This is a genomic window from Aeromonas sp. s8 (genome assembly GCF_040907785.1).
Taxonomy (GTDB): domain Bacteria; phylum Pseudomonadota; class Gammaproteobacteria; order Enterobacterales; family Aeromonadaceae; genus Aeromonas; species Aeromonas veronii.
This window is the reverse complement of the sequence record NZ_JBFOCL010000011.1, coordinates 79,967-92,165: the sequence shown is the minus strand read 5'-3', so window position 1 is coordinate 92,165 and position 12,199 is coordinate 79,967. Positions and strand designations below refer to the sequence as shown.

General features: G+C 60.2%; 13 protein-coding genes. 4 read left to right on the top strand and 9 right to left on the bottom strand.

The window, feature by feature from the left end; translation table 11 throughout:
• Positions 1-2: 2 nt before the first annotated feature.
• The 4 genes from AB5Y86_RS02660 (at position 3) to AB5Y86_RS02645 (ending at position 3,695) form a co-directional block, all read left to right on the top strand.
• Positions 3-644 carry a GNAT family N-acetyltransferase gene (locus AB5Y86_RS02660; protein ID WP_139429180.1) on the top strand — a complete coding sequence of 214 codons (642 nt, stop codon included), beginning with the start codon at positions 3-5 and terminating at the stop codon, positions 642-644.
• A 60-nt stretch (positions 645-704) separates the two neighbouring features.
• Entirely contained in the window at positions 705-1,478 is a 774-nt protein-coding gene (cobB, locus tag AB5Y86_RS02655) for a Sir2 family NAD+-dependent deacetylase (RefSeq protein WP_005336680.1), read from the top strand.
• 91 nt (positions 1,479-1,569) lie between these two features.
• Entirely contained in the window at positions 1,570-2,046 is a 477-nt protein-coding gene (locus tag AB5Y86_RS02650; protein ID WP_368192026.1) for a hypothetical protein, read from the top strand.
• Positions 2,046-3,695: a diguanylate cyclase gene (locus AB5Y86_RS02645; RefSeq protein ID WP_368192024.1), complete on the top strand. Its 1,650-nt coding sequence runs from the start codon at positions 2,046-2,048 to the stop codon at positions 3,693-3,695. The genes AB5Y86_RS02650 and AB5Y86_RS02645 overlap by 1 nt, the downstream gene beginning before the upstream one ends.
• Before the next feature lie 84 nt (positions 3,696-3,779).
• Here AB5Y86_RS02645 and AB5Y86_RS02640 read toward each other — a convergent pair whose 3' ends face one another.
• The 9 genes from AB5Y86_RS02640 to AB5Y86_RS02600 all read right to left on the bottom strand — a co-directional run bounded on the left by AB5Y86_RS02640 (position 3,780) and on the right by AB5Y86_RS02600 (position 12,059).
• Positions 3,780-4,784 (bottom strand): substrate-binding domain-containing protein, encoded by a 1,005-nt coding sequence (locus AB5Y86_RS02640; RefSeq protein WP_047435008.1) that lies wholly within the window; start codon positions 4,782-4,784, stop codon positions 3,780-3,782.
• Positions 4,784-5,716, bottom strand: a complete 933-nt coding sequence (rbsK, locus tag AB5Y86_RS02635; protein ID WP_201932032.1) for a ribokinase — start codon at positions 5,714-5,716, stop codon at positions 4,784-4,786. The genes AB5Y86_RS02640 and rbsK overlap by 1 nt, the downstream gene beginning before the upstream one ends.
• Positions 5,717-5,824: 108 nt before the next feature.
• Entirely contained in the window at positions 5,825-6,700 is an 876-nt protein-coding gene (rbsB, locus tag AB5Y86_RS02630) for a ribose ABC transporter substrate-binding protein RbsB (protein ID WP_005351947.1), read from the bottom strand.
• Between the two features lie 30 nt (positions 6,701-6,730).
• Entirely contained in the window at positions 6,731-7,699 is a 969-nt protein-coding gene (gene rbsC, locus AB5Y86_RS02625) for a ribose ABC transporter permease (protein ID WP_005336670.1), read from the bottom strand.
• Positions 7,696-9,225: a ribose ABC transporter ATP-binding protein RbsA gene (gene rbsA, locus AB5Y86_RS02620; RefSeq protein ID WP_058057685.1), complete on the bottom strand. Its 1,530-nt coding sequence runs from the start codon at positions 9,223-9,225 to the stop codon at positions 7,696-7,698. Before rbsA ends, rbsC begins: the two co-directional genes overlap by 4 nt.
• A 36-nt stretch (positions 9,226-9,261) precedes the next feature.
• Positions 9,262-9,681, bottom strand: coding sequence for a D-ribose pyranase (gene rbsD / locus AB5Y86_RS02615; protein WP_368192022.1), 420 nt, complete (start codon positions 9,679-9,681; stop codon positions 9,262-9,264).
• Between the two features lie 233 nt (positions 9,682-9,914).
• Complete coding sequence (locus AB5Y86_RS02610) at positions 9,915-10,532, bottom strand: glutathione S-transferase family protein (RefSeq protein WP_368192020.1); 618 nt, start codon at positions 10,530-10,532, stop codon at positions 9,915-9,917.
• Between the two features lie 433 nt (positions 10,533-10,965).
• Positions 10,966-11,655 carry an RES family NAD+ phosphorylase gene (locus AB5Y86_RS02605; RefSeq protein WP_005336650.1) on the bottom strand — a complete coding sequence of 230 codons (690 nt, stop codon included), beginning with the start codon at positions 11,653-11,655 and terminating at the stop codon, positions 10,966-10,968.
• Positions 11,655-12,059, bottom strand: a complete 405-nt coding sequence (locus tag AB5Y86_RS02600; protein WP_368192018.1) for an antitoxin Xre-like helix-turn-helix domain-containing protein — start codon at positions 12,057-12,059, stop codon at positions 11,655-11,657. Before AB5Y86_RS02600 ends, AB5Y86_RS02605 begins: the two co-directional genes overlap by 1 nt.
• Between the last annotated feature and the right edge of the window lie 140 nt (positions 12,060-12,199).

Below are 12,199 nucleotides of genomic sequence, written 5' to 3'. Positions count from 1 at the left end.
CCATGCCGCGCTACCTCTGCTGGCCCATGCACCGGGAGCGCCTTGGCAAAGGGCTGGATGGCTGGCCCCATCCGGTTTCCCGGGCCGCGCTGCCACTGGCTATGGAGGTCTCCGGGGTGCCTTGCCTGCTGCGCGAGCTGCATGGGGTGGCGCCTGCCCGCATGCTGGCTGCTTACGATGCATTGAGTGAAGAGAGCATCTATCTGCGCTTTATGCGTCCGAAACGGACGCCGCCACCGGAACAGGTGGCCCAATTTCTCAATTACCATCCCGAACAACAGATTTCGCTGTTGCTGACCGATCTTGCCGGTGAGCCGCTGGCTCAGGCGCAATCAATCCGCCGCCGCCTTCATCCCGATCGGGCGGAGTTCTCCTGCATCGTGGCGGATCACTTCCAGCACAAGGGGGCGGGGAGGCGCATTCTGCTGGCGCTGGCACTGTTGGCCAGGGCGGACGGGATCCGGGAGTGGACGGCGGAAGTGCTGGCCCAGAACCGGCCGATGCTGACTCTGCTCAAGCGCCTTGGCTTGCCGCTGACCCTGGTGACCGGGCGGGAGATGGTCTTTGTCAGGCTGGATCTGTCGGTACTGGATGCCTGGTTACCCGTGTTGCCAGCGGCGCCGCTTAAGACCAAGGGCGAATAGTGACACTTTTTTCCCTGTGCTAAGGTCACATTTATTGTGCGGGGATAGACGGAGCAGCTTATGGCGCAGTCATATAAACATATCGTGATCCTGACCGGCGCGGGGATCTCTGCCGAATCCGGCATCAAGACTTTTCGTGCCTGCGACGGTTTGTGGGAAGAGCACAAGGTCGAGGATGTGGCGACTCCCGAGGGGTATGCCCGGGATCCCGAACTGGTGCTGCGCTTTTACAACTCCCGCCGCAAACAGCTGCAACAGCCCCAGGTTCACCCCAATCCGGCCCACTATGCGCTGGCCCGCCTCGAACGACTGCTGCCCGGTTCGGTGACGCTGGTCACCCAGAACATCGACAATCTGCACGAGAGCGCTGGCAGCAAGAACCTTATCCATATGCACGGCGAGCTGCTCAAGGCCCGCTGCCCCGAGTCCGGTCAGGTGATCGAATGGCGTGGCGATCTCCATCAGGACGAGCTCTGCTCCTGCTGCCAGTTCCCCCAGCCGATGCGTCCCCATGTGGTCTGGTTTGGCGAAATGCCGCTCGGGCTGGATCGCATCTACAGCGCGCTTGCCCAGTGCGATCTCTTTATCTCCATCGGCACCTCTGGCGCTGTCTATCCGGCCGCCGGGTTTGTCCATGAAGCGGGATTGAACGGAGCCCACACCATCGAGCTCAATCTCGAACCGAGCGAGGTGGGTAGCCAGTTTGACGAAAAACGCTATGGCCCTGCCTCCCTGCTGGTGCCCGCCTATGTCGATGAGTTGCTGGAGGCGTGCGGCATTCATCAACCGAGGCAAGTCGAGGGGCACAACTGGATGGAGATGCGCGGTCCCTGAGCTAGTGTGCGACGGGACAGTTGCAATGGTTCGGTGAAATCGCCACACTGGCAACCATTAAAAAAATGGGACGCAGTTGGCGCAAATTACCATGACCGCAGTAAAGCAATGGATCGCTTTTTTTCTCCTGGTGCTGGCCAGTGCCAGTGCATCGGCCTCCATCCCCCTGATGACCCTGATACTGCCAGATGGCCAGCAGGTGACCCTCGATGAGGCGGCCCTCTCCGCCTTGCCACAGACCGAATTCACTACCACTACCCCCTGGACTCAGGGCGCCCACCATTATCGCGGGCCGACCCTGTCAGCCGTGCTGGCGGCGCAAGGGATCCCGGATGCTCGCAAGATCGCCGTCTCGGCCCTCAACGGCTATCAGCAGGTGGTGGATCTGGCCCTGTTCGACGGTGTGCCGCTGACCCTGGTGCGTCAGGAAGACGGCAAACCGCTGACCCGGCGCAACAAGGGACCGCTCTGGCTGCTCATCCCGTTCACCACCTATCCCAAGCTGGACGTGCCTGCCATTCACAACTGCATGGTGTGGCAGGTGACCCGCATCGAGATCGTCGATTGATGGGGCTATCCCGCCAAAATCTGCTGTTGGTTGCGGTGTCGCTGCTGTTTCTGCTCTCGTCTGGCAGCAGCCTCTATCTGCAGTATCGGCAGGAGCAGCTGGTCGATACTTTCTACCGCAATGTCCACTGGAACATCAGCCAGGTGATGCTCGAATCCCAGCGTTTCCTCTACGACCTGCAGCTCTATCGGGCTGGCAGACAGTCGATGGAGACCCTGAGCCTTGATTACGATCTGCTGTGGAACCGGCTCGACATCTTCCTCATCAGCAGTGAAACCGCCGAGATGCGCCAGCGGCACGGGCTCGGCAAAGTGCTGGCCACCCTGTTCGAGCAGATCAAGCAGCTCGAACCCCAGATGGAGGCCGGTGCGCTGCGCGAGGGGGCTGAGCTTGCCCGCTTGCAGGAGGCGATCGCCAGCCAGACCCGTCTCATCGAACAGATAGGGGATCAGATCCTCTCCGGCCAGGAGCGGGAGCATTCGGTCAGCCAGATCCGCAACAGCCTGTTCTGGCTGCAGATCTGGCAACTGATCCTGTTGCTGACCGGTGGCGCTCTGGTCGCTGCCCTCATTCGCGCCAATCTGGCGAACCGTCGGCTTGCCCTGCTCGATCCTCTGACCCAGCTTGGCAACCGCCGTGCCCTGCAGGAGCAGCTCTCTCGCGCTCTGCATGCCGGCGAGGTGAGCGCTTTGGTGGTGCTCGATCTCAAGCGCTTCAAGCAGGTCAATGATCTGCTGGGTTATCAGGTCGGTGATCGGTTGTTGCAGATGGTGGCCAACAAGCTGCAACAGGCCAATGGCAGTCACGCTTACCGGCTCGGTGGTGATGAATTTGCCGTGGTGCTGACCAAGGCGGATGATGCGCTGGAAACCGCCATTCATGAGCTGGTGGATCTGCTCCATTTCGAGTTCGTGACCCGGGAGTGCAGCTTCGATCTGGCCTGTCGACTCGGGGTCGCCAAGGCGCAGCAACAGGATGCCGCCCGGTTGCTGGATCAGGCCATCCTGGCCCTCAACCAGGCCAAGCGTAGCCAGGAGGGGGCGATCAGCTGGTTTGAGCCAGCCATGCTGCAGCAGTTGCAGTTGAGTCAGCAGCAGCTTCATCAGCTGCGAGAGTGGCTGGCGGGGCGCGAGCCTGCACCGCTGCGAGTGGCATTGCAGGAGCTGACGGACGGGCAGGGCAACGAGATGTGGCAATTGGCGCTTGAGTGGCGTGAGCAGGGAGTGCCTTGCCATATGCGCTGGCTGCAGGAGTGCGGTGTGCTTGGGCCCGTGTTGGCCCGTGTGCTGCAAACGCACGAGGCGCAGTATGCCGATGGTCAGGCACTGCTGGTCCCGCTCGACAACCAGGCCCAGCTGACCCATCTACTGGCCTATCTGCCGGAGGCTTCCCGTACGCCGCTGGTGCTGCTGATACCGACGCTGCAGCCGGATGGTGCCCTGCTGGCGGGATTGCGGCAGCAGGGTTGTACTCTGGCGCTCAGAGAGATTGGCAGCACCACCGCGGCACAGTTGGTAGCCGGCTGGCCTGTTCGCTACTGGCTGCCGCAGGGTGATGATGATGGCGAGTTGCTGCAACCTCTGGCCAGACGATTGGGGCTGGTGCCACTGCAAGTGCTGGCAGCCAGGGAGACCCGGTCGCTGGCCTGAGGGCAAAAGCGGTATTGCACGGCAGAGATAAAACGAAACAAGGCGACCTCGGGGTCGCCTTGTTTCGTTTATTGCCCCTGAACGTCAGGGGCAGGGCGCGCAAGATTGTCTGATCACCAGGTCAGGGTCGACGGTGATCAGGTGATTCTCCACCGCTTCGCCGTTGATCCGCGCCAGCAGGCGGGTGACGGCGAGGCGTCCCAGCTCCTCTTTGGGTTGGTTGACGGTGGTGAGTGGCGGCGACATAAATTCAGCCAGCGCCACATTGTCGTAGCCTACAATGGATAGGTCGCGCGGGATCACCAGCCCCGCCTGATGGGCGGCACTGATGGCCCCCATCGCCATCATGTCGTTGCAGACAAAGAGGGCAGTGGGCCGCTCGGGCAATGCCAGCAGACGGGTCATCGCCTGATGGCCGCTGGCGCAGTCAAAATCACCCTCCTGGATCCAATCTTGATTGAGCGTGAGACCTGCCTCCTGCAACGCCTGCTCAAAGCCAGCTTGGCGCTGGTTGGCGGGGGCGCGGCTGCTGGGGCCTGTGATGCAACCGATGGCGGTATGGCCCAGCTCAATCAGATGGCGGGTCGCCAGATAACCGCCATGGAAGGAGTTGTCAGCGATAAGATCCACATCCTCACTGACTAGCCCCCAATCCATCACCACCACCGGCAGGCTCTTGAGCCAGTCGAGCTGGTTGAAGACCTCTTGTTGGCCTTCGCTACACATGATGAGCAGGCCATCGACCCGCTTGCGCAGCATCATCTTGAGGTAGGAGAGGGCGGTCTCGGCCTGACCCTCGGTGTTGCCCAGCATCAGGTTGTAGCCCTGCTCGAAGCAGTAACGCTCCACCCCGCGCACCACTTCGGCAAAGAAGGGGTTGCTGGAGGTAGTGACCAGCATGCCGATACTGTTGGTCTCCTTCACCTTGAGGCTGCGAGCCACCAGACTCGGGGCATAGTTGAGCTCGCGCATGGCCGCAAAGACCCGCTCACGGGTCTCCTCGGCCACGAAACGGGTCTCGTTGATGACATGGGAGACAGTGGTGGTGGAGACCTGGGCCCTCGCCGCCACCTCCTTGATATTGGCCATCAGTGCCCCTGTGCAGTCTGCTCAAGCAGGAAGGTGTCTACCTCCTGCTTGCTCGGGATGGAGCTCTGGGCGCCGAAGCGGGTGACGGAGAGTGCCGCCGCCCCGTGGGCAAAGCGCACCGCGCTGTGGAAATCGGCACCCGCCAGTTCCGCAGCCAGCAGGGCGCCGTTGAAGGTATCGCCCGCGGCAGTGGTATCCACCGCCTTGACCCGAAAGCCCGGGATCAGCTGTTGCTGCTGTGCGTTGCTGCAATAGACCCCCTGCGACCCCAGGGTGATCATCACATCCGCAATGCCCATCTGGTGGAAGCGGGCTGCCGCCTCGCGGGCACTCGCTTCGTCGGTGACTTTCACGCCGGTCAACAGCTCGGCCTCGGTCTGGTTGGGGGTGATAAGATCCACCAGTGCCAGCAGTTCGCTCGAGAGCGGACGGGCAGGTGCGGGGTTGAGCACCACCCGGGTGCCGTGGGTGCGGGCCAGGCGTGCAGCTTCATGAACGCTCTCCAGCGGCACTTCCAGCTGCAACAGCAGGGTGTGGGCGTCGGCGATCATCGCTTCGTGGTTTTTCACCACAGCCGGAGTGATAGCCCCGTTGGCTTCGGCGGAGATACCGATACTGTTCTCCCCCTCATCGCTCACATAGATGATGGCGATACCGGTCGGGAGCTTGGGATCGAGTTCGACAGCGCTGACGTCGATGCCATCTTTGGCAAAACCGCTCTTCATCTGGTGGCCTATGGCGTCATCACCGATGCGGGCGATAAAGGAGACGGGGGCACCGAGACGGGCGGCTGCAACCGCCTGATTGGCCCCCTTGCCACCGGGCACCACCTGATAGCTGTGGCCGGTCAGGGTTTCACCCGGGCGAGGAAAGTGGGGTACGCGCAGCACATGGTCTGCATTGACACTGCCCAGAACGACGAGACGATTCATGTTGACTACTCCTGATGCATCTTGGCTTGAACACTGTGATGGCGTGAGCCCAAGCCGGGAGGCACCTGAACGAGAGGGAAAAGGGGAGGCGAGCCTCCCCCTTGTGATTTATTTGCTGACCACTTGCAGCGGTACCGGAATGGATTTCTCGACCGGCTGACCCTTGAGCACCTTGTCGGCAGTCTCGACGCCGATGGCACCGATCAGGGCTGGTTGCTGGGCCACGGTGGCGGCCAGTTTACCCTTGGCAACGGCGGCTTTGCCATCGTCAGTGCCGTCGAAGCCGACGATCATCACCTCTTTACCGGCAGCCTGCACGGCGCGGATGGCACCCAGCGCCATCTCGTCGTTCTGGGCGAACACAGCCTGTACGGTCGGATGGGCCGCCAGCAGGTTTTCCATGACGTTCAGACCCTTGGTGCGGTCAAAGTCGGCGGGCTGGGAAGCCAGCACTTGCAGCTTGTTGGCCGCCACGGCCAGGGCAAAACCTTCGCCACGGTCGCGGGCGGCGGAGGTACCGGCAATCCCTTCCAGCTGAATGACCTTGGCGCCGGTACCCAGTTTTTCGGTGATGAAGTCACCGGCCAGCTTGCCGCCTGCCACGTTGTCGGAGGCGATATGGGCCTTGACCTCACCCTGCGCAGCACCACGGTCCAGAGTCAGTACCGGGATGTTGGCGCGGTTGGCCAGACGGATGGCGTTGCCCACCGCTTCGGAGTCGGTGGGGTTGATCAGGATGGCGCCGACCTTGCGTACGGTGAGATCTTCCATGTTGGAGAGCTCTTTGGCCGGGTCATTCTGGGAGTCCAGTACCACCAGCTCGTAGCCAAGCTCTTTGGCTTTGGCTTCGGCACCCTCTTTCATGGTGACGAAGAAGGGGTTATTGAGGGTGGAGACCACCATCGCCAGGGTTTGATCGGCGGCATGGGCGGTGCCCAGCACGGACATGATGGCGGCAGCGAGCAGGGTATTGAGCTTTTTCATCATTTCATTCCTTGTGTGTGGCTTGTCTTATCAACGATTGCTTTTGTTATCGATCATCACGGCAAGCAAGATCACGCTGGCCTTGGCGATCATCTGGTAATAGGAGGATACGTCGAGCAGGTTGAGGGCGTTGTTCAGGAAGCCGATGATCAAGGCACCGATCAGGGTCCCCATGATGCGGCCCTTGCCGCCCATCAGGCTGGTACCACCCAGCACCACTGCGGCGATGGCATCCAGCTCGTAACCCATGCCCGCCGTCGGCTGGGCAGAGGAGAGGCGAGAGGTAACGATAAGCCCTGCCAGTGCCGAGAGCGCGCCGCACAGACCATACACCGCCAGTTTCACCCGATCCACATTGATACCGGAGAGACGGGTGGCAGACTCGTTGCCGCCCAGCGCGTAGATGTAGCGACCGAGACGGGTATGGTTGAGCATGAACCAGGCGAGCAGGAAGACGATGGCCATCAGCCAGATGGGCACCGGCAGACCGAACAGGTAACCGGTACCGAGCCAGGCGAAGTGATCGGCACCGTCACTGAAACCGGTGGAGATGGGGCGACCCTCGGTATAGACCATGGTGATGCCGCGCAGGGCGGTCATGGTGACCAGGGTGGCGATAAATGCCTGTACCTTGCCCTTGGCAATGATGAGGCCGCTGACGCCGCCCAGCAGGGCTCCGGCCCCCAGAGTGAGGGGCACCACCAGCCAGATCGGCAGCTCCATGGCGACCATGGTGGCCGCCAGCGCGCCGCACAGGGCCAGTACCGAGCCGACCGACAGATCGATACCGGCGGTAAGGATAACCAGCGTCATACCGACCGCCATGATGGCGTTGACCGAGGTCTGGCGCAGGATGTTGAGCAGGTTGTCGGCGGTGAAGAAGTTGGGGCTCAGAAAGGAGACCACACCAATCAGGACCAGCAGCGCGACCAGGGATTTGTTCTCGATCCACCACGCCTTGCTCATGACGCCACGGCGGGAAAGGGTTTGGGTTGTCATTGGGATGCCTCTTGCTCTGCTTGCCACTGTTTACCGACTGCCGCCGCCATCAGCTTCTCCTGATTGGCATCGCGGGTGTTGAACTCTGCGCTGATGCGCCCTTCGTGCATCACCATGATGCGATCACTCATGCCGAGTACTTCCGGCATCTCGGAGGAGACCAGAATGATGCTCATCCCCTCCTTCTTGAACTGGTTGATCAGCTGATAGATCTCCTTCTTCGCCCCCACGTCGACGCCGCGGGTCGGCTCGTCGAGGATCAGCACCTTGGGCCGGGTCAGCAGCCCCTTGGCTATGGCCACCTTCTGCTGGTTGCCGCCGGAGAGCAGCTTTATCAGCTGATCCTGACTCGGAGTCTTGATGTTGAACAGGCGCACATAGTCGCTCACCGCCTGCCGCTCGGCCTTGCCGTCAATCTTGCCGTTGCTGATGAACTCGTCGAGGGCGCACAGACTCATGTTTTCACGCACCGACAGCTCCAGCACCAGGCCATCTCCTTTTCGATCTTCGGAGATATAGGCGATGCCGGCGGCCAGCCCGTCGGCCGGACTTTTGGGCACCAGAGCATGACCGTCCACTGCCACTTCACCGGCGCTGATGGGGCTGGCGCCGTAGATCAGCTTCATCAGTTCGGTACGGCCGGAGCCCATCAGGCCGCTAAAGCCCAGAATTTCCCCCTGACGCAGGGAGAAACTCACCCCGCGCACGCCGGGACCGGCCAGATCTTTCACCTGCAGGCTGACGGGGCCAAGCTCGCGCTCAAGACGCGGGTACTGCTCTTCCAGTCGGCGACCCACCATCATCTCGATGATCTTGTCTTCATCCAGGTCGCTCACCGCCTTCTCGCCAATCCACTTGCCATCGCGCAGCACGGTGACCCGATCGCAGATCTCGAAGATCTCTTTGAGGCGGTGGGAGATATAGACGATGCCGCAACCCTGCTCACGCAGCTCGCGGATCACCTTGAAGAGCTGCTCGGTCTCGGTATCGGTCAACGCATCGGTCGGCTCGTCCATGATGATGACGCTGGCATCGAACGACAGCGCCTTGGCGATCTCCACCATCTGCTGTTCGCCGATGGAGAGATCCCCGAGTCGGGTATCCGGCCCATGCTTGACACCAAGTCGCGCCAGCAGGCCACTTGCCCGTTCGCGCAACTGTTTGTGGTCGATGCTGCCAAAACGGGTGCGCGGTTCGCGACCGAGGAAGATGTTGGCGGCAATCGACAACTCCGGCAGCAGGTTCAGCTCCTGGTGGATGATGCTGATCCCCTGATCCTGAGAGTCGCGGGGGCCCTTGAAGTGGACCGACTGACCGCGGTAGCTGACGCTGCCCGCATCGGCCTGATAGATGCCGGTCAGCACCTTCATCAGGGTGGATTTGCCGGCGCCATTTTCACCGAGCAGGGCCATCACCTGGCCCGGATAGACCCGCAGACCCGCTTCGTCGAGGGCGCGCACACCGGGGAAGGTCTTGACGATCCCGGTCAGCTCCAGAATGGGTGAGAGGGGGGAGGTTGTGCTCATTTGCAGCTTCCTTGAAGAGGCCTTCTTTGAAGAATGTCAGAACGCCACACCGGCGCAGAGGATCAGGTTGGCGTAGGGAGTCACCTCGCCGCTGCGCACGATTGCTTTGCTCTGGCGGGAGCGGGTTTTGAACTCCTCGTGCAGGCAGTATTCGATGGCGATGGGCTTGCCCTGGGCGGCTGCGTGAGCCTCAAGCTGATCGACCAGCGCCTGATGGGCAGCCGGGCTGATCTGCTTGATCTCGCTTGCCATGATCACCTTCTCCACCACCAGATCGGTGAGCAGGGCGGTCAGCACTGTGCCGAGGCTGGGCGTCCCCGCCATCAGCGCCAGATCGATCCGCTCCGGACCGGCCGGAATGGGCAAGCCTGCATCGCAGACGGTGATCTCGTCGGTGTGGCCCATCTGTGCCACCAGAGCACTCAGGGGAGCATTGAGCAGTACGCCTCGTTTCATACAGCACCTCATCAGGCCTTGGCCCGTCAATCTGTGAACCGCTAGGCAACCGGTTACGCAACCGGTTGCGTCATGGCGCAAAGATAGGCTTTTTACTAAGGAAGGGCCACGGCAAAACCACGGAAATGTGAAAACGATCTCAAAGGCGGGAGAAGAAGTGCAGGGGAGGAGGCAGGAAGGGTGTCAGCAGAGCCCTGACACCCTTGTTATTTATCGAGCTATTGATTTTATGGTTAGTTAGCCAGTGCCTTGGCTACCGCCGGACGGCTCAGCATGCGCTGATAATGAGCGGCAACCTTGGGGAATTCACTGATCTCGACCCCATCGCTTTTCAGCCAGCCCGCGACCACGAACAGATAGATATCCGCCACGCTGAACTGCTCGCCGAGCACCCAGGGGCCTGCCAGATAGTGCTGCTCAATCTGGGCAAAGCCGTCACGCATATTGCTGGCGACTTTCTGCTGCATGGCGGCAATGGCCTGCTCGTCATCGGCCCAGCGGCTGCCACGGCGACCGTGGGCGTGGGAGACATGCACGGTGGAGGCGAGGAAACTGTTGACCTCCTGCATGCGGGCCAGCAGGAACGGGTTGTCCAGCGGTGCCAGCTTGGCTGCGGGGAAGCGCTGCGCCACATAGAGCAGCAGGGCCGGTGTCTCGGTCAGGGTGCCCTGCTCGGTGACAAGGGCAGGCACCCGCCCTTTGGGGTTGATGGCAAGATACGCAGGATCACGCTGCTCACCGGCGGCGAGGTTGACGAGACGGGGTTGGAACGGGGCATTTGCTTCCAGCAGGGCAATCTGCACGGCCATGGCACAGGTGCCGGGAGCGAAATAGAGGGTCAGATCGGACATGAATACTCCTGATTGGCTCAGGCCACCCGCAATATCGGCGAAAGATTGTTTCGCGTAACACCACGGAGGGTCATGAAAAAAGAGAGGGGGCAACGCTTGCCCCCAACCAATCTACACCCCTGAGGGGTGATGAAAAAGTGCAGAATTAATCGACTTTGGCCGCTTTGCTGTTTGCCCACACCCTAAACCCCTTGGCCAAAACCTCGAACCAGATGTTGCTGAGCTTGATGGCATCGCTGACGACTGAGGGGTGGCAAGTTGGTACTGAAAGGACTGGGGGGGCAATAGCGCTCCCGCCTCGCGATGCACTCTATCTGTGAGAAATCATGCAGGTGGAAGACTGATGCCCGTGTGCGGGAATACAGATCCTTTTTGCGATGATCCTTTCAGGCTTGAAGGGGAGCACCGCAATTATTATCAATAAGACAGAACCTTATTCCCCATATAGCTTAATTTCCAACACATTGGCGATGGCACTGCCATTCCAGTGGTATTCCAGATGCTGGGCTTGGTGGATCTTGGTGACCAGACGGGGGCGATAGAGCACATGGCAGTTATGACCGCTGTGGCGCACAGAACGGTAGTGGATACCGTCTATCCCCTTGGTTTTCTGTTCTTGGGCGAAAGCTTGGGATTGACCATAGTTGGTTGCGTGATAAAGCGGGGTGGAGAGAAATTCCGCGCTGGTGATATCGACCAGATTGGCGTTGAACTCGGTATAGAGCACCCGCATCTGTACTTTCTGAGCGGGTTCGTTGGTGTAGCCGAACATGCGCTCTTGGTGATACACAGTCTCTTTGATGGCAGTATCGAGCAGGGGGGCGCAGTAGTAACCGCCGAAATCGCCAGTGGTGAATCGGGCTCCTTCCGGGTTGATATGGGTGAAGGCTGCCATCACATAGCTGCTGCCATTTAGCCCGACCAACCAATCCTCTTTCGGTACCAACGACAGATCACCCGCCGCTTCATTCAAGCGATCATTGGTCAGTGACTCTATGGCCCAGACGGCCTCCAGTTCGTCCGCATTAGCTACGTCTTCATAGAGATCGATGGTGGGGTAGCGGCTTGGAATGATCCGATAGGCTCGCTCCCCCTTGAGTTCAATCAGTGGCGGCTCTTGCATCAGGCCATACCCCCGCGCCAGGCATGCAGACGGGTGGCCACTTCATACAAATCAGCCACGCGGCCAGCGTTCATAATGTCCATCGCGCTGCGCCCGGCAAAGAAGGGATGGCTGTTGGGTTTGCGCACCCAGCCGTAGATGCTGTCGTCGGCACTGAACAGCATCCTCAGACACTTATGGATATTGAGGATGTAGCTCATCCGTTCTTGCATATCCATGGTCAGACGGATCCCGCCGTTTGACTCTTTGTATTTGTTCAATGTTGAACGGGATGAAATGCCAAGAAGTTTCAGCTGTTCATCTGTATTGCAGTGCCACTTATCCAGGATACGGAATACCACAGGCAGTGCCTTACTGGGGTCAATGGCGCCATTTTTCAGGGCTTTTTGTGTAGTGTTGGCCATATGTCCTCCTTACTATAGTCAGCGCCAGACGGCTGTCTGGCGCGTGAAATGTTAACTTGAGTTTAGTGTAGAAGAAATGCGCACACATGTACACATTTATACATATGTGCACATATATGTTCATTTTTGGGCGTTAATCT